Origin of the sequence: Cupriavidus malaysiensis, from assembly GCF_001854325.1 — a bacterium.
Classification (GTDB): domain Bacteria; phylum Pseudomonadota; class Gammaproteobacteria; order Burkholderiales; family Burkholderiaceae; genus Cupriavidus; species Cupriavidus malaysiensis.
In genome coordinates this window covers 2,193,879-2,212,732 of the sequence record NZ_CP017754.1, presented here as the reverse complement: position 1 = coordinate 2,212,732, position 18,854 = coordinate 2,193,879, and the positions used below count along the sequence as shown (strand labels likewise).

The 18,854-nt window shown below is 68.7% G+C and carries 21 protein-coding genes; 6 read left to right on the top strand and 15 right to left on the bottom strand.

Annotation, left to right across the window (positions count from 1 at the left end; all coding sequences use genetic code 11):
- Positions 1-2 precede the first annotated feature (2 nt).
- Positions 3-746, bottom strand: coding sequence for a tRNA (adenosine(37)-N6)-threonylcarbamoyltransferase complex dimerization subunit type 1 TsaB (gene tsaB / locus BKK80_RS09830; RefSeq protein WP_071069234.1), 744 nt, complete (start codon positions 744-746; stop codon positions 3-5).
- Positions 747-901: 155 nt separating this feature from the next.
- Between tsaB and BKK80_RS09825 the strand changes: the two genes are divergently transcribed.
- Positions 902-1,171, top strand: a complete 270-nt coding sequence (locus BKK80_RS09825; protein WP_071012389.1) for an acyl-CoA-binding protein — start codon at positions 902-904, stop codon at positions 1,169-1,171.
- A gap of 46 nt (positions 1,172-1,217) precedes the next feature.
- Here BKK80_RS09825 and BKK80_RS09820 read toward each other — a convergent pair whose 3' ends face one another.
- Together BKK80_RS09820 and BKK80_RS09815 are read right to left on the bottom strand one after the other, a co-directional pair.
- Positions 1,218-2,699, bottom strand: a complete 1,482-nt coding sequence (locus BKK80_RS09820) for a DHA2 family efflux MFS transporter permease subunit (protein ID WP_071069232.1) — start codon at positions 2,697-2,699, stop codon at positions 1,218-1,220.
- Complete coding sequence (locus tag BKK80_RS09815) at positions 2,696-3,166, bottom strand: SRPBCC family protein (RefSeq protein WP_071012385.1); 471 nt, start codon at positions 3,164-3,166, stop codon at positions 2,696-2,698. The genes BKK80_RS09820 and BKK80_RS09815 overlap by 4 nt, the downstream gene beginning before the upstream one ends.
- Positions 3,167-3,274: 108 nt before the next feature.
- Between BKK80_RS09815 and BKK80_RS09810 the strand changes: the two genes are divergently transcribed.
- Together BKK80_RS09810 and BKK80_RS09805 are read left to right on the top strand one after the other, a co-directional pair.
- A complete protein-coding gene (locus BKK80_RS09810) occupies positions 3,275-3,994 on the top strand; it encodes an SGNH/GDSL hydrolase family protein (RefSeq protein ID WP_071037097.1) in 720 nt (239 codons plus the stop codon).
- Between the two features lie 146 nt (positions 3,995-4,140).
- The gene (locus BKK80_RS09805) at positions 4,141-4,629 is read left to right on the top strand and encodes a VOC family protein (protein ID WP_071037098.1); all 489 of its coding nucleotides are present in this window, start codon (positions 4,141-4,143) and stop codon (positions 4,627-4,629) included.
- Positions 4,630-4,693: 64 nt separating this feature from the next.
- Here BKK80_RS09805 and BKK80_RS09800 read toward each other — a convergent pair whose 3' ends face one another.
- Both BKK80_RS09800 and BKK80_RS09795 read right to left on the bottom strand, forming a co-directional pair.
- Entirely contained in the window at positions 4,694-5,332 is a 639-nt protein-coding gene (locus BKK80_RS09800; RefSeq protein WP_071012379.1) for a CoA transferase subunit B, read from the bottom strand.
- Positions 5,333-5,343: 11 nt separating this feature from the next.
- Positions 5,344-6,045 (bottom strand): CoA transferase subunit A, encoded by a 702-nt coding sequence (locus tag BKK80_RS09795; protein WP_071012377.1) that lies wholly within the window; start codon positions 6,043-6,045, stop codon positions 5,344-5,346.
- A 175-nt stretch (positions 6,046-6,220) separates the two neighbouring features.
- On the opposite strand from BKK80_RS09795, the gene BKK80_RS09790 reads away from it, so the two are divergent.
- Positions 6,221-6,766 carry a PAS and helix-turn-helix domain-containing protein gene (locus tag BKK80_RS09790; protein WP_071012375.1) on the top strand — a complete coding sequence of 182 codons (546 nt, stop codon included), beginning with the start codon at positions 6,221-6,223 and terminating at the stop codon, positions 6,764-6,766.
- A gap of 185 nt (positions 6,767-6,951) precedes the next feature.
- Here BKK80_RS09790 and BKK80_RS09785 read toward each other — a convergent pair whose 3' ends face one another.
- The 7 genes from BKK80_RS09785 to BKK80_RS09755 all read right to left on the bottom strand — a co-directional run bounded on the left by BKK80_RS09785 (position 6,952) and on the right by BKK80_RS09755 (position 13,360).
- Positions 6,952-7,353: an acyl-CoA thioesterase gene (locus BKK80_RS09785; protein ID WP_071012373.1), complete on the bottom strand. Its 402-nt coding sequence runs from the start codon at positions 7,351-7,353 to the stop codon at positions 6,952-6,954.
- Positions 7,354-7,410: 57 nt separating this feature from the next.
- On the bottom strand, positions 7,411-8,181 hold the full coding sequence (locus BKK80_RS09780; protein WP_157903196.1) for a hypothetical protein: 771 nt from the start codon (positions 8,179-8,181) through the stop codon (positions 7,411-7,413).
- 184 nt (positions 8,182-8,365) lie between these two features.
- Entirely contained in the window at positions 8,366-9,088 is a 723-nt protein-coding gene (locus BKK80_RS09775) for a DUF2968 domain-containing protein (RefSeq protein WP_157903195.1), read from the bottom strand.
- A gap of 152 nt (positions 9,089-9,240) precedes the next feature.
- Positions 9,241-10,269: a DctP family TRAP transporter solute-binding subunit gene (locus BKK80_RS09770; protein WP_071012369.1), complete on the bottom strand. Its 1,029-nt coding sequence runs from the start codon at positions 10,267-10,269 to the stop codon at positions 9,241-9,243.
- Positions 10,270-10,333: 64 nt separating this feature from the next.
- Entirely contained in the window at positions 10,334-11,638 is a 1,305-nt protein-coding gene (locus BKK80_RS09765) for a TRAP transporter large permease (RefSeq protein WP_197523901.1), read from the bottom strand.
- Entirely contained in the window at positions 11,635-12,252 is a 618-nt protein-coding gene (locus tag BKK80_RS09760) for a TRAP transporter small permease (RefSeq protein ID WP_071037101.1), read from the bottom strand. The genes BKK80_RS09765 and BKK80_RS09760 overlap by 4 nt, the downstream gene beginning before the upstream one ends.
- A 322-nt stretch (positions 12,253-12,574) precedes the next feature.
- Positions 12,575-13,360, bottom strand: a complete 786-nt coding sequence (locus tag BKK80_RS09755) for an SDR family oxidoreductase (protein WP_071012366.1) — start codon at positions 13,358-13,360, stop codon at positions 12,575-12,577.
- Positions 13,361-13,760: 400 nt separating this feature from the next.
- Here BKK80_RS09755 and BKK80_RS09750 point away from each other — a divergent pair, with 400 nt between their 5' ends.
- On the top strand, positions 13,761-15,446 hold the full coding sequence (locus BKK80_RS09750; protein WP_071012364.1) for an electron transfer flavoprotein-ubiquinone oxidoreductase: 1,686 nt from the start codon (positions 13,761-13,763) through the stop codon (positions 15,444-15,446).
- 158 nt (positions 15,447-15,604) lie between these two features.
- Complete coding sequence (locus tag BKK80_RS09745; protein WP_071012362.1) at positions 15,605-16,060, top strand: universal stress protein; 456 nt, start codon at positions 15,605-15,607, stop codon at positions 16,058-16,060.
- 20 nt (positions 16,061-16,080) lie between these two features.
- On the opposite strand, the gene BKK80_RS37065 is transcribed toward BKK80_RS09745, so the two are convergent.
- Genes BKK80_RS37065 through BKK80_RS09735 form a run of 3 tightly spaced genes read right to left on the bottom strand, consistent with a single transcriptional unit; the run spans position 16,081 to position 18,807 of the window.
- Positions 16,081-16,245: a hypothetical protein gene (locus BKK80_RS37065; protein WP_167366672.1), complete on the bottom strand. Its 165-nt coding sequence runs from the start codon at positions 16,243-16,245 to the stop codon at positions 16,081-16,083.
- Between the two features lie 3 nt (positions 16,246-16,248).
- Positions 16,249-17,766 carry a DUF4178 domain-containing protein gene (locus BKK80_RS09740; RefSeq protein WP_071069229.1) on the bottom strand — a complete coding sequence of 506 codons (1,518 nt, stop codon included), beginning with the start codon at positions 17,764-17,766 and terminating at the stop codon, positions 16,249-16,251.
- Between the two features lie 9 nt (positions 17,767-17,775).
- Positions 17,776-18,807 carry an SPFH domain-containing protein gene (locus tag BKK80_RS09735; protein ID WP_071069227.1) on the bottom strand — a complete coding sequence of 344 codons (1,032 nt, stop codon included), beginning with the start codon at positions 18,805-18,807 and terminating at the stop codon, positions 17,776-17,778.
- Positions 18,808-18,854 lie beyond the last annotated feature (47 nt).

Sequence of the window (18,854 nt, the reverse complement as noted above, 5' to 3'; positions counted from 1 at the left end):
GCTCATGGCCGGCTCCCGGCGGCGCGCAGCGCTGCCGCCGCCTCGCGCTCGGCGATGGTCTGCGCCACCTTGTCGCGCAGGTAGATCGGCATCGCCTCGGCGGCCTCGACCGCCTCGCCGCGCGCCAGCGCGCCGAAGGCCAGGGCGGCCACGGCGCGCGCGTCCGGCATCGCATCGGATGCCAAGCGCTGCGCGCCGCCCAGGCCGGCCAGCCGCTCGCCGAACACTTCGGCCGCGTTGCCGGCCAGCCAGTACGGTCCCGCCGGCAAGGCCACGGTCTCGGGCGGCCCGACCTGCATCGCGGTGAGCGCATGCCAGCGGCCGTCGCGCCAGGCGAACGCGCCGGTATAGGCTTCGTCCATGCGCGCATCCAGCGCCACCAGCACCGCGGTGCCGTCGGGCAGCGGCGGACCGTCGCGCCGGGCGCGCTCGGCGCAGGCCATCAGGGTATTGACCGGCACGACCGGCAGGCTGGCGCCGAAGGCCAGGCCCTGCGCCACACCGCAGGCGGTACGCAGGCCGGTGAAGGACCCCGGGCCGGCGCCGAAGGCGATGGCGGCGCAATCGGCCAGGGCGATGCCGGCTTCGGCCAGCAGCTCGCCGGCAGCCGGCAGCACGCGGGAGGACGAGCGCGCGCCCGTATGCTCGTGGCGGGACAGGCACGCCAGCGTGCCATCCGCATCCAGGCGGCCAAGGGCCACCGAACACCACTCAGTGGAAGTTTCAACTGCAAGAATCCAGGACATGGCGCGATTGTAGCCGCTGTCGGCCCGCTTGCCGCGTGCGGACGCGCACCCGGCGCACGCGCAGTCGAGTGCTTCCTCGGTTTTTTTCAAGGCAAACGCAGCGGGGCCGCGGCTATCATCGCCCCTTTTCCACGATGCCCAGACAGGAGATACCGATGAGCGACCTGCAAGCCCGCTTCGACCAGGCCCAGATCGATGTCAAGCAACTCAGCGAGCGCCCGAGCAATATGACCCTGCTGCGTCTTTACGCACTGTTCAAGCAGGGCAGCGAGGGCGATGCCCACGGCGACAAGCCCGGCATGACGGATTTCGTCGGCCGCTACAAGTTCGAGGCCTGGGAAACGCTGAAAGGCACCGGCCAGGACGAAGCCAAGGAGAAGTACATCGCGCTGGTCGAGGAGCTGCGCAGCGGCAAGGCCGCCTGAGATACGCACCGCGGCCGCCGGAGACGGCGCCCGCCGGCCCGGCCGCTCAGCCCGGCGGCGGCTCCGGCCGCGGCCGGATCCGCCAGGCCGCCAGGATGGCGATGGCGATCACCACGCCGACGGCGAGGAAAGTCTCGTCGAAGGCACGGATGCGCGCGGCACCAGCCGCGGCGGCACCCGCCTCGCCCAGCGCCGCCCCATGCGTGGCCAGGCGCCACTGCAGCCCGACCCCGGCCAGGCTCACACCGATCGCCCCGCCCAGCTGCCGCAGGAAATTGATGCAGCTCGAGCCCTGCGGGATCAGCGAATAGTCCACCCCGCGCATCGCCCCGAGCGTCAGCGACGGCAGGATGCAGCCCAGGCCGACGCGCCCCACCACCGCCAGCAGGACCAGCAGCAGGTAAGGCGTCGATTGCGAACCGGTCGCCATCAGCAGGAAGGACACGGCCAGCAGCGCCAGCCCGAACGACACCTGGCGGTGCGGCGGGATGCGGCGTGTCAGGCGCCCGGCGACGGCGATGGTGACCGCCAGCACCAGCCCCGCCGGCAGCAGCACCAGGCCTGCGCGCGACGGCGTATAGCCCAGCGCCATCTGCATATAGACCGGCAGCAGGTAGGTGGAGCCGAACAGGCCGGCGCCGTAGATGAAGGCCACCATGGCGCCGGCGGAAAACTGCCGGTAGCTGTACAGCCGCATGTTCATCAGCGGATGCGGCGCGCGCAGTTGCCACCAGACGAAGGCCAGCAGCATGGCCAGCCCGAGCCCCGCCAGCGCGAGGCCGTCCGCCAGGTCGCCGCGCATGGCCACCACGCCGTTGAGCAGGCTCACGGTGGCAATGCCCGCCAGACCCAGCCCGCGCCAGTCGAGCGGCTTGCGCTCTCCCATCATGGCTGAATCGACCGCCATGTAGCGGCGCGCCATCCACCATGCCGCCAGCGTCAGCGGCACCACCACAAAGAAGATGGAGCGCCAGCCGAAGGCCTCGACCAGGAAGCCGCCGAGGCTGGGACCGAGCGCGGGCGCCAGCACCACGCCGAAGCCGAACAGGCTGACCGCCTTGCCCTGCTCCCGCTCCTCGAACACGCGCAGGATGAGGATATTGGGCAGCGGCTGCAAGATGCCGGCGGCGATGCCCTCGGCCACCCGCATGGCGATCATCACGCCGTAGGTGGGCGACAGCCCGCCGACCAGCCCGCCGCAGCCGAGCAGCGCCAGGCAGCCGATGAAGGTGCGGCGCAGGCCGAAGCGATTGAGCAGCCAGGGCGTCAGCAGCAGCGACAGCGTCATGGCGATCATGAAGCTGGCCGCCACCCATTGCGCGCGCTCCTGGCCCAGGGCGAAATGGCGGCTGAGGTCGGGAATGGCGACGTTGACGATGGTCGACGAGACGATCGAGGACACCGTCCCCAGCATCAGCGTGAACAGCACGCGCCAGCGCGCCCGCTCGCCGTAGCGCGCGCGCAGCGCGGCACGCGTGGGCGCGCCGCGCGGGACGCCGGCCTGGGCGGCCGCGGCCGGCTCGCTCACCCGAGCCGCCCGCTGGCGGCCAGTTCGCGGATCTTGCGCACGGTGTCGAGATCGGCCTCATGGTAGGCGGACTTGACGATCTCCGCATAGCGGTCGTTGCCGGTCTCGTCGACCGTCGGCATGGTGGTCTCGTAGAGGAAGCGCAGCAGCAGCGCCCCTTCGGCCGGCGCCTCGATCATCATGCTGAGGGTGCCCCCGGCGTGCTCTGCCGTGGCCGCGCTTTCGTAGCGCACGCCGCGCCGGGGCTCCAGCACCACGCGGTCCTGCACGGTGGCGCCGCCGAAATGCAGCTCTCTATCCATCCAGTTGTCACCGCGTGCAACGATCTCGGAACGATCGAGCCCGAGCATGAACAGCTCTGGCTCCATGGCGCGCAGGACCAGCCCCTGCCAGAGTTGCTCCGGCGTGAGCGGCGTCAGCCGCGGATCGCCCGGGTCGTTGATCTCTACCAGATGCTCGAAACGCAACTTGATTCTCCAGAAATGGGGGGAACGTATAGCCGATATTATGACGGCACCGTGTAGCCCGCGATATCAATTCGCTTGATGCACCGCACCCAATCCCGGAGCCTTCCCATGCCAGATGCCCAGACGCCCCCCGCCGCTAACGCCCTGCCCTCCGGCGCACCGGACCCGCGCCAGATCCTCGTCTATGCCGACTCCCTGTCCTGGGGCATCGTGCCCGGCACGCGCCGGCGCCTGCCCTTCCCGGTGCGCTGGCCGGGACGCATGGAACACGTGCTCAACCGCGCCGGCGGCCCGTGCGCCGAGGCGCCGGTGCGCGTGCTGGAGGATTGCCTGAACGGGCGCCGCACGGTCTGGGACGATCCGTTCAAGCCCGGACGGAATGGTCTCGACGGCTTGCCGCAAGTCATCGAGATGCATTCGCCGCTGGCCATGGTGATCCTGATGCTCGGCAGCAACGACTTCCAGTCGATGCACCCGCACAATGCCTGGCACGCCGCCCAGGGAATCTCCGCCCTGGTGCAGGCCATCCGCGGCGCGCCGATCGAACCGGGCATGCCGGTGCCGCCCGTGCTGGTGGTGGCGCCGCCGCCGATCCGCGCCCCCCGGGGCCCGCTGGCGCCGAAGTTCGCCGGCGGCGAGCACAAGTGCGCGGGCCTGGTCGACGCCTACCGGCAGGTCTGCGACACGTTGGGCTGCCCGCTGTTCGATGCCGGCACGGTGATCCGCAGCAGCGAGGTGGACGGCGTGCACCTGGACGCCGAGGCCCACCTCGCGCTGGGCGACGCCCTGGCCGACGTGGTGGTCCGCCTGCTGCCGTCGGCGCGCTGAGCTTCACCGATCGGCGCTGTTCCCGCGCCGATGCCCCGCGCCGATGCCGGCCGGGCCACGCATCCTCCTGACAACTCCTGTCAGGAGACCGGGATCACAATGCCGCCATTGCGCCCCTCGGGCGCGCTCGATCCCTGGAGGCGGCGATGCAGTTGCTCACCCGCATTGAAGTCGATGACCTGGCCCAGGCTGCCGCGTTCTACCGCGACGGCCTGGGCCTGCACGCGGGCGCCTGGCGGCCCGGCGCCCGCGCCGTGATGCTGCACGCCGGCGGCGGGCAGCCCGCCCAGATAGTGCTGCTGGAATTGCCGCAGCGCGCCATGCGGCGCAGCATCCCGGCCCGGGTCGACTGGCTGGTGCCCGAGCTGGAACCGGCCATCGAGCGCGCGCTGGAAGCCGGCGCCGACCTCGAGGACTGGCCGCAGGAATGCGGTGCCGGCAGGCAGGCAGTGCTGCTGGATCCGTTCGGCAACGCCCTGCGCTTCCTGCAATGGCCGGGCCTGCCGGAGACCCTATGCGACCGGGCGGACACCGGCACACTGGCGACCGCGGTCGCGCCCGGCGCTGGCTTGCTGGCAGCCCCGCAAGCCAGGCAGGCTGGCAGCCCGCGCAAAGCACGAAGCCCCGCCGGCTGAGCCTGGCGGGGCTTCATCGGGTCCAGCCGCCGCGCTGCAGGAACGCAGCGCGCGGGGTACACCCTTACAGCAGCGGCGCGCCGGTCTTGGCCTGGATCTCCTCGCGGCTGACGCCGGGAGCGGTTTCCACCAGCTTCAGGCCCTGCTCGGTCACGTCGATCACGCCCAGGTCGGTAATGATGCGGTTGACCACACCCACGCCGGTCAGCGGCAGCGAGCAGGAACCGAGGATCTTCAGGTCCTCGCCGCCGTCCTTCTTCTTGGCGGTATGTTCCATCAGCACGACCACGCGACCGACGCCGGCCACGAGATCCATCGCGCCGCCCATGCCCTTGACCATCTTGCCCGGGATCATCCAGTTGGCCAGGTCGCCCTTCTCGCTGACCTGCATGGCGCCGAGGATGGCCAGGTTGATATGGCCACCGCGGATCATCGCGAAGGAATCGGCCGACGAGAAGATCGACGAGCCAGGCAGCGTCGTCACGGTCTGCTTGCCGGCGTTGATCATGTCGGGATCGACCTCGTCCTCGGTCGGGAACGGGCCGATGCCGAGCAGGCCGTTCTCCGACTGCAGCCACACCTCCATCCCTGCCGGGACATGGTTGGCCACCAGGGTCGGCAGGCCGATGCCCAGGTTGACGTAGAAGCCGTCCTGCAGTTCCGCGGCAGCGCGCGCCGCCATTTCGTCACGTGTCCATGCCATGATGTGTCTCCTTAGGCTGCGGCACGCACGGTGCGCTGCTCGATGCGTTTCTCGGGATTGGCGTTCAGCACGATGCGCTGCACGAAGATGCCCGGCGTATGGATCTCGTCCGGATCCAGCGTGCCGGTATCGACGATCTCTTCCACCTCGGCCACGGTGACCTTGCCGGCCATCGCGCACATCGGGTTGAAGTTGCGCGCGGTGCGGCGATAGATCAGGTTGCCGGCACGGTCTGCCTTCCAGGCCTTGACCAGCGCCACATCGGCGGTCAGCGAGCGTTCCATCACGTACTGGGCGCCGTCGAACTCGCGCACTTCCTTGCCCTCGGCCACCAGCGTGCCCACGCCGGTCTTGGTGAAGAAGGCCGGGATGCCGGCGCCGCCGGCGCGCAGCTTCTCGGCCAGCGTGCCTTGCGGCGTGAATTCGAGCTCGAGTTCGCCGGCCAGGTACTGGCGTTCGAACTCCTTGTTCTCGCCCACGTAGGACGAGATCATCTTGCGGATCTGGCGGGTGGCCAGCAGCAGGCCGAGGCCGAAGCCGTCGACACCGGCATTGTTCGAGATGCAGGTCAGTTCCTTGGCACCGCTGTCGCGCAGCGCGGCGATCAGCGCCTCGGGAATCCCGCACAGACCGAAACCGCCGACCGCGACGGTCTGGCCGTCACGGACGACGCCGGCGAGCGCCTCGGCGGCGCTGGCGTAGACCTTGTTCATGCTTTGCTCCTTCCTCGGTGGTTCCCGCCCGCTCGGGGCCGCCGGTCCAGCCGGCGGCGGGCGACGCGGGGAAATTGTAACGGTACAATCGGGCGGCAAGCGCCGCCATGTCGACCGAGCGAAAGCATACGCGATGGGGCGCCTGCTAGGCCATTACGTAAAAATACATAAGGACATGCCCGCAATCGACTACCAGACCGCCTTCCTGCTCGCCCCCGTCGGCCTGGTGCTGTCACGCGAGCGCGTCATCGAGGATTGCAACGACGAGGTCTGCCGCATCTTCGGCACCACCCGCGAGACCCTGGTCGGCCAGTCGTTCCAGGTGCTCTACCCCAGCGCCGACGAGTTCGAGCGCATCGGCGCACGCATCGTGCCGATCATGAACACGCGCGGCCTGTACTCGGACGAACGCATCATGAAGCGCGCCGGCGGCGAACTGTTCTGGTGCCACGTCACCGGCCGTTCGCTGGATCGCAAGGACCCGCTCGGCGCAGGCATCTGGAGCTTCGAGGACCTCTCGCAGAAGCGCCCGGTCACCGCCGAGCTGACCGCGCGCGAACGCGACGTGGCGGCCCAGCTGGTCGACGGCAAGACCAGCAAGCAGATCGGCAAGCTGCTGGCGATCAGCCCGCGCACCGTCGATATCTACCGCGCCCGCCTGATGAAGAAGTACGGGGCGAGCACGGCCGTCGACCTGGTGCAAAGGCTGATCAACCACTAGCCCCGATCGGAACACTCGTGTCCTGAATCACAAATTCGTGGACTAAGTCGGCCCTGATTGCGTCGATCAGCCGCGCGATGCGTCATCAGGAATGCTCCAAGACTCCAGCCTTGCTGCGCTGCGTACCAAGCCTCGCACGCCTTCCCGGCAGGCTGGATACTCCCGCGAATTCTGGACTCGGGGCACTAGCCGGTGATCAACGCCAGGATGGCCTCGGGCAGCGGGACCGATTTCTCCGCCTCGTAGTCGCACCAGACCACCTTGGCGCCGCCTTCGGCGTAGACCACCTCGGGCTCGTCGATGCGGCGGATCTCGATACGCGTCTCGAAGCTGGTACGTCCGGGGGCCCCGGCGTAGAGGCGGCACTCGATGTCGCCCGGATAGCGCAGCTGGCGCAGGAAGGTCATGTGCGCGTTGATGACGACCGGTCCGCAGCCGTCGGCGTCCTTGCCGCCGCGGCCCAGCGATTCGAACCAGGAGATGCGCGCCTGCTCCATGTAGCGGAAATAGACGGTGTTGTTGACATGGCCCATGGCGTCCATGTCGCCCCAGCGGATGGGCATCTGGCAGGTATAGACGGGTTTCATGCCAGCTAGCCTACCATTGCGGATGCCCCTCACGCCATCGGCCTGCCGCCGGGCCGCTCACTGCCCGAGCAAGGGCGCGTGCCCGCGCAGCTCGAATGCCGTGTCCGAAGCCGCGTAGGCGACGTCCTCGGCAGGCAGATGCCGGCTTCCCGGATGGGATTGCCAGCCGGCGCCCCGGTGTATCGACGCCGCCGGTCCCACCGCCGCCGATGACGCGGCACGCGTGGACGTTCGCCGGCCGTTCGAGGCGCCCTGCTTCCCCGCCGCTGCCACGCCTGCGCGCCGCGCCGGCACCGCCTTGCCGGCCTCCGCCGGCGGAACCCCGGCCGGCGCCATGTTGGCGGCCGGAGCGGCCGGCGCCATGTTGGCGGCCGGAGCGGCCGGAGCCGCCGCAGACCTGCTCCCCGGCACACCGGCCCCCACCTCACCCGGCGGCGCTGCCGAGGCATCCGGTGCCGGTGCCTCGCGCGCCACCAGGAGCGCAGCAGCGGCATCGGAGGCAGAAAACGCGGCCGGAGCCGGGGCGACCGGAGTCAGGGCAGTCGAGGCGCTCACGGGCGGTTCCGTCGGCGGCGCGGCCTGCTGCAGCCACCAGGCCGCGCCGCCACCACCCACCCCCAGCAGCAAGCCGGCCAGCAGGCCGCCACCGAGGCCGTGCCGGAAGGCGCGCCGCCGGGCGCGCAGGGCCCCGCCGGCAGTCCCGGCGATATATTTGGCCACGGCGTCGGCACGCATCGTCTCCAGCGCTTTGCGCACCTCGAAAGGCGTACCGAACGGCGGCGGCACGGCGATGCCGGGATAGGGATCAGAAGGGAATGCGTCGGACATGGGGATCACCTGCAGGAAGCTCGCCGGATACTGGCGTCGGCGCAGCCGGTTGCTGCGCGGAGAATTCGGAAGATGCGGGGGCATCCGCGCAATGCTCCGGCGGATGATGCGTCGGCCGCCTCGATTCCGTCCCGGCGGCCCGGCGTTCGAGCCGCCGCAAGCGGTCCGGCGCAGACGATCGGGCTCAGCGCCGGTCGCCCGCTCGCCGGCCCGCCTTTGCCGGCGGATCCGCCACGCCATCGAGCAGGCTCGCCTCGAGTTCACGGATGCGCGTGTACAACTGGTCGAGCTGCAGGCGCGCGGCACGGTTTTCGACATGCGCAGCATTGGCCTGCGCCTGCGCACTCTGCTGCGCCTCCAGCATCAGGCGCCGCTGCGCCTGCATCCGCATCAGTTCGGCGTCGAGGAGGCCGAGACGCGCCTCGCTTTCTTGTGTCAGGCGGGACAGTTCGCGCTGCTGCGAGTTCAGCACGGTGCCGACGATGGCATCCTTGGCCCAGTCGGCGTTCTGCTGCGACAGGCGCGTGAAGGCCCGTTCGGCATCGGCGAAGGCATCGAAGCGGAATACCCGCCACAGGCTGCGCTGGTGCAGCAGGGCGACATAGCAGACCACCGCATCGTCGGCGACCAGAAGGCTGGTGCCATAGTCGCCGTCGTAGCGGGTACGCAGTTCGCGCACCCGTCCTTCGCGCATGCGCGCCTGCAACTCCACCAGCATGCTGCGCGTGCCGGCAGCCGGCTCGACCCCTGCCCCATCTTGCGGCAGGACCTGGGCGCCGGCGGCCGGCATATCGCCCACCGGCAGCCCGAACTCCGCCGCGGCAGCCCCGCCCGACAGCAAGCTCGCGGCGAGTGCAACGGCGGACAACAGGGCTGGCAGGATCGGGCTGGGACGGAGCGAACGCAAGAGCATGGCCTCGGACGGGAAAAGACAGCCAAGTCTAGCGAGGGCCCTACGCCCTCGAAATCGGATGAATCTGAATCACCCCCAGAAAATGGCTGAAAGAAAAACGGGCGGAGCATCCGCCCCGCCCGTCGTCATCCCTCGTCGCGCGAGACTCAGCGCTTGGCGATGGCCGCTTCCGCCTTGGTCACCAGGTCGGCCCCGACCTGTTTCTTCCACTTCTCGTAGACCTTGGCGGTCGCCTTGCGGAAGGCATCGTGCTCGGCCGGCGACAGCTGGGTCACCTTGACGCCGTGGGCTTCCATGTCCTTCCATGCCGGCGCGCCGGGCTCGGCCAGGCCCTTGCGGGCCAGCGCGGTCTCCTGCTTACCGGCATCGATGGCGGCCTGCCTGACGATGTCGCGGTCGGCCGGGGTCCAGCTTTCCCAGATCTGCTTGTTGACGACGAAGATCAGCGGATCGGCCACATAGCCCCAGGTGGTGACGAACTTCTGGCCCACGGTATAGAGCTTGGCGGCGGCGAACACGGACTGCGGGTTCTCCTGGCCATCGACGGCGCCCGAAGCCATCGCCGGCTGCGCATCGGCCCAGCTCATCTGGGTCGGGTTGGCCCCCAGCGCATTGAAGGTCTCGATGTACAGCGGCGAGCCCACCACGCGCAGCTTCATGCCCTTCAAGTCTTCGGGCTTGCGGATCTCGCGCTTGGAGTTCGACACCTCGCGGAAGCCATTCTCGCCCCAGGCCAGCGGCACCACGCCGCCCTTCTCCAGCGTGGCGAAGAGCGACTTGCCGACCTCGCCCTGCGTCAGCGCGTCGAGCGCCTTGTAGTCGGGCATCAGGAAGGGCAGCGAGAACAGGTTCAGCTCCTTGACCTGCGGCGACCAGTTGATGGTCGAGCCCACCGCCATGTCGATCACGCCCTGGCGGATCGCGGAGAACTCGCGCGTCTGGTCGCCCGCCACCAGCGAGGTGCCGGGATACAGCTTGATATTGATGCGGCCGTTGGTGCGCTGGCGCACCAGGTCCGCCCAGATCTCGCCGCCCTTGCCCCAGGGGAAGGCGGGACCGAGCACCAGCGACATCTTGTACTCGGACTTGTAAGTCTGCGCCATGGCGCCGGCCGGCGCGAAGGCGGCGGCGGCGATCGCGGCGGCGGCGGACAGCATCAGGGCACGGCGTTTCATCGGTTTCCTCTCCTCTTGGGAATCGTTCTTCATCGTTGTGTGGCTCGGCGCCAGCGTCATCGCATCAGTAGCCGAGCCGGTCGGGCAGCCAGGTCGCCAGCGGCGGATAGGCCAGCACCATCAGCATGGCGATGAACATCGCCAGCAGCATCCAGATCACCCAGGGCACGGTCTCTTCCATGCGCACGCGGGCGATGCGGCAGGACACCATCAGGTTCACGGCCAGCGGCGGCGTGAACTGGCCGAGCGCCACCTTCAGCGTCAGCACCACGCCGAACCAGACCGGGTTCCAGTGGAAGGCGTTGGCGATCGGCAGCAGCAGCGGCACGAAGATCAGGAAGATGGAGATGCCGTCGAGGAACATGCCGACGGTCATCAGCAGCAGCACGATCAGCGCCAGCACGCCGTACTCGCCGAGGCCGGAATGGGCGATGGCATCGGCCAGCGGATCGATCACGCCCAGCGTCGACAACGCATAGGCGAAGATGCCGGCCAGCGCCACCACCAGCAGGATCACCGCCGAGGTCTCGGCCGCTTCCTGGAAGATCACGAACAGGTCGCGCATACCGATGCTGCGGTAGACCACCATGCCGACGAACAGGCCGTAGACCACCGCCACCACCGCCGCCTCGGTCGGCGTGAACCATCCCGCGCGCATGCCGCCCAGGATCAGGAACGGCGCGATCAGGCCCCAGGAGGCCTCGCGCAGGCTCTTCCAGAACGGCGGGCGCGGCAGCGCGGCCTCGATAGCGCCCATCTTGTGCTTGCGCGCCAGCCACACGGCGGGCACGATCAGCGCCACACCGGCCAGCACGCCCGGGATCATGCCGGCGGCGAACAGCGCCGGCACCGAGGCGCCGGGCACCAGCACGCTGTAGATGATGAAGGCGACCGAAGGCGGGATCAGGATGTCGGTGGCGGCCGCGGCGCCGACCACTGCGGCACTGTAGGAGCCCGGATAGCCGGCGCGCGACATGGCGGCGATCATCACCCCGCCCACCGCGGCCGCGTTGGCCGGGCCCGAGCCCGAGATGCCGCCGAGGAACATCGCCACCAGGATGGCCACCAGCGGCAGCATGCCGGGGCCACGCCCGACGATGGCGATGGCGAAGGTGACCAGGCGCTGCGCCACGCCGGAGCGGTCGAAGATAGAGCCGACCAGCACGAACATCGGGATGGCCAGCAGCGGGTACTTGGCCAGGCCGGCGTAGAAGTTCTGCGGCACCGCCAGCAGGCCGAACATCTGCGTGTCCAGGTTGGACAGGCCGATCGCGACCAGGCCGCCCAGCCCCAGCGAGACGCCGATGGGCACGCCCAGCAGCATCAGCCCGATGAAGACCGCGAACAGGATGATGGCGATCAGGGTCATCGCGCACCTCCTGCACCCGCGCTGCCGGTGGCTTCGCTGCGCCCTGCGTGCAGGGCCTTGAGCGCCCGCACGTTGCGCTGCAACAAGGCCAGCGCGCGCAGCGTGATGGCGAGCGACAGCACCGGCAGCCACATCGAGTACCACCAGCTCGGCACACCGATGCCGGGCGAGGTTTCGCCGAAGGTGTATTCGTCCCAGGCGATGCGGGCGCCAAGCACCGCCAGCGCCGCGAACATCAGCGCGACCGCCAGCGCCGACACGATCGCCAGGCGCTTCTGGCGCGCCTCGCTGCCGCGTTCGAAGAAGTATTCGATGCGGATATTGCGGTCGCGCGCCACGGCGGCGCTGCCGGCCACCAGGGCCAGCACGACCATCAGGAACACCGAGAATTCCTCGGTCCAGGCGAAGGACTCGTCGGTGAAATAGCGCACCACCACATTGGCGAAGGTGATGCCGACCAGCAGGATCATCACGATCACGCCGATCCAGTCCTCGATGCGCGGCGAGACGCGGAACTCCGCCTCGGCGGCCTCGTCGGCCGCCTGCGGGATCACCGCCGAATCGACGACATGCTGCGGCGCGGGCTCGCGCCGCGCCTCCCGTTTCTGCTCCATCCTCCCCGGCCTCCGGTCCGGTCCGCGCGGACCGTTGCGGCCGTCGCGGTGATTCGTTATGCAAAGACTTTTATGTAAAGACTTAATCGCAATGCTTGGGGCGATTATGCCAAGAGTGTGGCGAGCGTGGCGATAGGCTCGGCAGGAACTGGCTGGATTCCGCTTCGGCCTGCGTCGCAGGCGGTCGAAGCCGCGGCATGGCCGAGGGGACCGGATCGTTGTCCTCGGCCGAAAGCGACTGGCCCCGCCGGGCGCTTGTGGCGCCGGCCGGGGCTGTGGCTTGCCGGCAGCGCGCCGGACGGTGCCGTCCGGCGCCGGGCCGTCACACCATGCCGTCGTCGGCGGTGATCACGGCGCCATTGATGAACTGCGACTGGTCCGAGGACAGCAGCAACACCAGGCCGTCGAGATCCTCGGGCTTGCCCAGGCGCTTGCGCGGCAGCATCTGGATCAGCTTCTGGCCCGCCTCGGTGCCCCAGTGATGGTGGTTGATATCGGTATCGATATAGCCGGGGCAGATCGCATTGACGTTGATGCCGTGACGTGCCCACTCCAGAGCCATGGCGCGGGTCATGTGCACCACCGCGGCCTTGCTCATGCAGTAGACGCCGATCTGCGACAGCACCTTCAGCCCTGCCACCGAGGCGATGTTGACGATGCGCGACTGCGGCAGAGGATGCCCCGCCTTCTCCGCTCCCTTGGCACGCACGATCATGCGCTTCGCCACTTCCTGCGCGACGAAGAAGGCGCCGCGCGTATTGGTGTCGAAGACGAAATCGAAATCGTCCGGCGTGACGTCGGTGAGCTTCTGCGTGGTCGACACGCCCGAGTTGTTCACCAGGATATCGATCGCGCCGGCCTCGGTCTCGGCATGGGCGATCGCGGCGCGGATGCTGTCCGGATCGGTGACGTCGAGCCGCACCACGTGGGCATTGCCGCCCTCGGCCTCGATGGCCGCGCGCAGTTCCTTGAGCCGTTCCGTGCGGCGCGAGGCCAGCACCACCTTGGCCCCGGCGGCCGACAGCACGTGCGCGAAGCGCTTGCCCAGGCCGCTCGATGCACCGGTCACCAGCGCGACCTTGCCTTCCAGATTAATCGACAAACCCATGTTGACCTCTTTTACCAGCGCGCGGCCCGGATGCCCGGGGAACACGCTGCCGGCCTTCCCGCCTGTTCTTTGCTAGCCGCGGACTCCGCCCGCCGGCAACGGCACACCCGTTCACGAGCGCGCCGGCCAAAGCCAGGGCGGAAGGCAGCATATCAAAAAAAAGAACGATCGTTCAAAAAAAATCCTTGCCTGTGAGTGGCGACTCCCGGACAATGCCGGAGATTCTAAGAACTTGGCCGACAAAGGGGAAGCGAAAAAGTTCGCTCCCGGCCCGGTTCGCCTGAAGACGAATACCGTATATCCCACAAACCGCGAGGGATGGCGTCCCGGCTCCGCGCCCGCGCGGTGGCAAGGCGCGCCCGCCTGCGCGTGCTGCCAAGAAGACAGAGGGTTAGAGACAATGGATCAGCAACAGCTCCTGGAACAGTTCGGTCCCCGCGAATCGATGGAGTACGACGTCGTCATCGTCGGTGGCGGCCCGGCCGGCCTGGCGACCGCCATCCGCCTGAAGCAACTGGCGCAGGAGAAGGGCAAGGACGTCAGCGTCTGCGTGCTGGAGAAGGGTTCCGAGCCCGGCGCCCATATCCTGTCCGGCGCGGTGATGGATCCGCGCGCGATCGACGAGCTGTTGCCCAACTGGAAACAAGACGGCGCCCCGCTCAACCAGCCCGTCACCGGCGACGACGTGCTGTTCCTGAGCGAGACCGGCGTCAAGCGCACGCCCGACTGGCTGGTGCCGCGCAACTTCCATAACCACGGCTGCTACGTCATCTCGCTGTCCAATGTCGTCAAGTGGATGGCGACGCAGGCCGAGGGGCTGGGCGTGGAGATCTTCCCGGGCTTCGCGGCAGCCGAGGTCCTGTACGACGACAAGGGCGCGGTGCGCGGCGTCGCCACCGGCAACATGGGCGTCGGCAAGGACGGCGAGCCGACCGACAACTTCCAGCTCGGCATGGAACTGCTGGGCAAGTACACCATCTTCGCCGAAGGCGCGCGCGGCCACCTGGGCCGCCAGCTGCTGGAGAAGTACAAGCTGACCGCCGGCAAGGACCCGCAGACCTTCGCCATCGGCGTCAAGGAATTGTGGGAAATCGACCCGGCCAAGGCCAAGCCCGGCCTGGTGGTGCATACGGCCGGCTGGCCGATGGAGGACGACACCTTCGGCGGCGGCTTCCTGTATCACCTGGAAGACAACAAGGTCACGCTCGGCTTCGTCATCGGCCTCGACTACAAGAACCCCTGGCTGAGCCCGTTCGAGGAAATGCAGCGCTGGAAGACGCACCCGGCCATCCGCGCGCATATCGAAGGCGGCAAGCGCATCGGCTACGGCGCCCGCGCCATCAACAATGGCACCCCGCAGGCCCTGCCCAAGACGGTGTTCCCGGGCGGCGCGCTGGTCGGCTGCGATGCCGGCTACCTGAACGCCGCGCGCATCAAGGGCAGCCATGCCGCCATCAAGAGCGGCATGATGTGCGGTGAAGCCGTGTTCGACGCCGTCACCTCCGGCCGTTCGGCCGATGAGCTGTCCGCCTACCCGGCCGCCTTCGAGCAGAGCTGGCTGAAGGAAGAACTGGACCAGACGCGCAACTTCAAGCTGTGGTTCAAGAAGAGCCCGACGCTGGGCAAGATCATGACCGGCATCGAGCAATGGCTGCTGCCCAAGATCGGCGTCGCCAGCCCGCCCTGGACGCTGCACGGCACCAAGTCGGACAACCAGTCGCTCATGCCGGCAGCCGAGTGCGCGAAGATCGCGTATCCGAAGCCGGACGGCAAGCTGACCTTCGACCGCCTGTCCTCGGTCTTCATCAGCAACACCAACCATGAAGAGAACCAGCCGGCCCACCTGACCCTGAAGGATGCCTCGGTGCCGGTCAAGGTCAACTGGACCAAGTACGCCGGCCCGGAAAGCCGCTACTGCCCCGCGGGCGTGTACGAGTTCGTGCAGGACGACGCCGGCAAGGAGCGCCTGCAGATCAACGCGCAGAACTGCGTGCACTGCAAGACCTGCGACATCAAGGACCCCACCCAGAACATCGTCTGGGTCACGCCCGAAGGTGGCGGCGGTCCCAACTACGTGGGCATGTAAGGCCGGCGCCGCGTTGCGCGCGGCACCCCGGCATCAGGGAAAACGGCAGCCTCCGGGCTGCCGTTTTTTCCTGTCGCGCCCGCTATACTTTTTCCATGGGTGCACCGCCCGCCGCCTGCGAGGCGGCGCGGCGCGCCGGAATCCCCAGGGGGTGCGCAATGGAACTGTTCTCTCGGATCCTGCTCTGCTATGACGGTTCGCGCGAGGGGCGGCGCGCCTTGCGCCTGGGCGCCGACCTGGCACAGCGGCTGGGGGCGGAAACCCACCTGCTGGCCGTGCTCGACAACGCCTACTGGATCCGTGGCTACGATGCCGCGGTGATGGAAGCCACCCTGGTCGAGGAGCAATCGGCACGCGAGATCCTGCGCGAAGGCGTCGAGAAGCTGGAAACGCGCGGCGTCAACGCCACCGGACACTTCGCTACCGGCAGCCCGATCGACCAGATCGCGCGCATGGCCGACCGCATCCGCGCCGACCTGATCGTGGTGGGGCACAAGCGCTGCGGCCTGCTGGCGCGCTGGTGGGCCGGGCAAGGCCACGGCCTGCTGCTGGACAAGGTGTCTTGCAGCGTGCTGGTGGCGGTCGATACCGGCGAGGGGCCGCCGCACGAGTGATGGCGCGTGCCGGGCGCACGCTACTTGTGCCCGGCGCCGGCGCCCCAGCCCCCTCCACCGCCTCCACCGCCCCAGCTGCGGGCGGACGATGCGCCGCCCGAGCCGCCTGTCGTCGATGACCCCAGGTTGTAGAAGGTGGCGCCGAACAGCACGATCAGGCCGTAGACCAGATAGAGAATACGCACGGATCAATCCCCCTCGGCACCGCCCAGGCGGCCCACCACCCAGATGGGCGCCCACAGCAGCAACAGCGCAAAGGCCAGCGTGAACCAGCCGCTGCCGGAAAACAGCGCGATCGGCAGGTTCAGCACCAGCAGCACCAGCGCATAGACCTTGGCCGCCTTGCGGCAGAACGCCATGTCTCCGACCGCCACGCCGACCGCCTTGGCTGCTGCCGGCGTGGCCGCCGCGCTGGCCAGCCCGGGCTTGTCCGGAAACCACTGCGCCACCTGCCGGCGCGCCACCGCCACCGATAGTGTCCACACGATTTCGGTCGCCGAGGTCTCGCGGGTCAGGCGCCGCTGGCGCGGCCCGAATTCGGTCAAGCGCGTGCGGTCACCCGCCTGCACCCGCCAGTTGAAGGTGCCGGCCGCGTACAGCACCTCGCTTTCGTAGTCGGACCCGCGCTGGAAGTTGCCCCCCTGGTAGGTGGCAGTCGTCCCGGACACCAGGCGCGGCCAGGTGTCGAGCACTTCGACGCGGTCCCAGCCATCGCTCTGTTCGACCAGCCACAACAGGCCGCGCTCTTCATTGAAGAGCAGGTACTCGACCCAGGTCGAAGCCTCTTCCTCGTCATGGTCGGTGCACTGCAGCAACCCAAGCACCGTGTAGGCCCGGCCATCGATGCGGCCGCTGTCCCCGGGCGACAGGCTGGTCTTCAGCGCCTCGATCTCACCGTGCTTCTCCAGCACGATGGCGGTCGACGTCGTGCAGTCGACCTCGCTGTGGCACTGCGCGCAGATGACGAAGTTCGCCATGCCGGCACGGTACTGGATCGGGCTGCCGCATTGCGGGCAGGCCAGCGGCACCGCCTTGCCGCGGTAGCGATCCGCCGTTTGCCCGATCTCGTCGGCGGGCCGCAGCAACTGGCAGGCGAGCTGTTCCAGCTTGACCAGTTCGCCGGCATAGAGCGCCGGCGGATAGCCATCGGCATAGTCGAGCGTGAGGAAGCGCCCTTCCTCGCGGAAATCCGCCACCTGCGCTTGCCAGCCCGCCCCCACGGCGAAGGGCAGTTCGCCTTCGCCGCCGGTGCAGCGCGCGCTGCGCACGTCGCCGGCAAGGTAGTTCCGCTTGTCGAAGAACAGGCTTGCTCCGGGTGCCAGCGCCTCGAAACGCGGCAGCCCCTCGCCGCCCTGCCGCACCGGCGCATCCGCGACGCGGCGCGTCAGCATGTACTGCCCGGAAGCATCGGCCAGCCAGCCATCGCTGCCATCGTCGAACAGCAGGTACCACTCGTTCCACAGGCCGGCGTCGTAGCGCAGCTGGAGGCGGCCCACTACGATGAAGCCCTGCCCCTGCCAGCGGCCGCTGGCATGCAGCCGCAGCGGCGTGTAGTCCTCCAGCACGGCCGACATCTTGCCGATGTCCTTGACCGCATCGGCTTCCTTCAGCAGCGTGCTGTGGCAGTACTCGCAAACCGCCATCACGGCGGCAGAGGAACGGAAGGCCCCCTCCGCGCCGCAGCTCGGGCAATGGAACGTCTGCATGCGCGCCGGTCAACCCACCAGTTTCTTCAGAATCTCGGCCTTGGCGGCATCGAACTCGGCCTGCGAGATCAGGCTCTTGTCGAGCAGCTCCTTGAGCTTCTGCAGGCGTGCGGCGGGATCCTCCGCCGGGGCGCCGGCGGGAGCCGCTGCGGCAGTGGCAGAAGCGGCAGCGGCGGGCGCCGCAGCGCCTGCCAGGCCCCCGGCCATGGCCTGGCCGATGGCCGCGCCGGCGGCCAGGCCGGCGCCCAGCCCGGCCACGCCGCCCTCGTTCTGCGCCGCCAGCGGGATCGAGCTGGCCACCTGGTACTGGGTGAAGCGGCCCATATCCCCCATCATGCCCATCGAGATGCGGGTGTCGATGGCCTTCTGCAGTTCCTCGGGCAGCGAGACATTGGTGACGGCGAAATTCTCCAGCGCCACGCCATAGCGGGCGAATTCCGGCGCCAGCTTCTCCTGCACCGCCTGCGACATCAGCGCCTGGTTGGCCGCCATGTCGAGGAAGGGCAGCGAGGATGCGCCCAGCGTGCTGGTCATGGTGGCGACCAGCAGGTTGCGCAACTGCTCCTCCAGCTCCTCGCGGCCGTACTCGGCGCGCGTGCCGCTGATCTCGGTGTAGAACTTCGCCGCATCGGCAATCTTGTACGAATACAGGCCGAAGGCGCGCAGCCGCACCATGCCGAAGTCCGCGTCGCGGATGGTGATGGGCTGGGCCGTGCCCCACTTGCGGCCGATCTGCAGGCGCGTGCTGAAGAAATAGACGTCCGACTTGAAGGGCGACTCGAACAGCTTGTCCCAGTTCTTCAGGTAGGTCAGCACCGGCAGCGTCTGCGTGGTCAGCTTGTGCATGCCGGGGCCGAACACGTCGGCGATCCTGCCTTCGTTGACGAACACCGCCATCTGCGACTCGCGCACCGTCAGGCTGCCGCCGTACTGGATCTCCATGTCCTCCATCGGATAACGCCAGGCGAGCACGCCGTCGGCGTCCTCGGTCCACTGCAGGATGTCGATGAACTGCTTCTTGATGAACGAGCCGAGGCTCATGGCGGACTCCCTGGAGGCGGTGAGCGTGGAAAGGGAAGCGGGCCGGC

Excerpts from the sequence above, each read along its gene's own strand:
- tsaB (WP_071069234.1), bottom strand. The coding sequence starts at position 746 with ATGTCCTGGATTCTTGCAGTTGAAACTTCCACTGAGTGGTGTTCGGTG.
- BKK80_RS09825 (WP_071012389.1), top strand. The coding sequence starts at position 902 with ATGAGCGACCTGCAAGCCCGCTTCGACCAGGCCCAGATCGATGTCAAG.
- BKK80_RS09810 (WP_071037097.1), top strand. The coding sequence starts at position 3,275 with ATGCCAGATGCCCAGACGCCCCCCGCCGCTAACGCCCTGCCCTCCGGC.
- BKK80_RS09805 (WP_071037098.1), top strand. The coding sequence starts at position 4,141 with ATGCAGTTGCTCACCCGCATTGAAGTCGATGACCTGGCCCAGGCTGCC.
- BKK80_RS09800 (WP_071012379.1), bottom strand. The coding sequence starts at position 5,332 with ATGGCATGGACACGTGACGAAATGGCGGCGCGCGCTGCCGCGGAACTG.
- BKK80_RS09795 (WP_071012377.1), bottom strand. The coding sequence starts at position 6,045 with ATGAACAAGGTCTACGCCAGCGCCGCCGAGGCGCTCGCCGGCGTCGTC.
- BKK80_RS09790 (WP_071012375.1), top strand. The coding sequence starts at position 6,221 with ATGCCCGCAATCGACTACCAGACCGCCTTCCTGCTCGCCCCCGTCGGC.
- BKK80_RS09785 (WP_071012373.1), bottom strand. The coding sequence starts at position 7,353 with ATGAAACCCGTCTATACCTGCCAGATGCCCATCCGCTGGGGCGACATG.
- BKK80_RS09780 (WP_157903196.1), bottom strand. The coding sequence starts at position 8,181 with ATGTCCGACGCATTCCCTTCTGATCCCTATCCCGGCATCGCCGTGCCG.
- BKK80_RS09770 (WP_071012369.1), bottom strand. The coding sequence starts at position 10,269 with ATGAAACGCCGTGCCCTGATGCTGTCCGCCGCCGCCGCGATCGCCGCC.
- BKK80_RS09765 (WP_197523901.1), bottom strand. The coding sequence starts at position 11,638 with ATGACCCTGATCGCCATCATCCTGTTCGCGGTCTTCATCGGGCTGATG.
- BKK80_RS09760 (WP_071037101.1), bottom strand. The coding sequence starts at position 12,252 with ATGGAGCAGAAACGGGAGGCGCGGCGCGAGCCCGCGCCGCAGCATGTC.
- BKK80_RS09755 (WP_071012366.1), bottom strand. The coding sequence starts at position 13,360 with ATGGGTTTGTCGATTAATCTGGAAGGCAAGGTCGCGCTGGTGACCGGT.
- BKK80_RS09750 (WP_071012364.1), top strand. The coding sequence starts at position 13,761 with ATGGATCAGCAACAGCTCCTGGAACAGTTCGGTCCCCGCGAATCGATG.
- BKK80_RS09745 (WP_071012362.1), top strand. The coding sequence starts at position 15,605 with ATGGAACTGTTCTCTCGGATCCTGCTCTGCTATGACGGTTCGCGCGAG.
- BKK80_RS09740 (WP_071069229.1), bottom strand. The coding sequence starts at position 17,766 with ATGCAGACGTTCCATTGCCCGAGCTGCGGCGCGGAGGGGGCCTTCCGT.
- BKK80_RS09735 (WP_071069227.1), bottom strand. The coding sequence starts at position 18,807 with ATGAGCCTCGGCTCGTTCATCAAGAAGCAGTTCATCGACATCCTGCAG.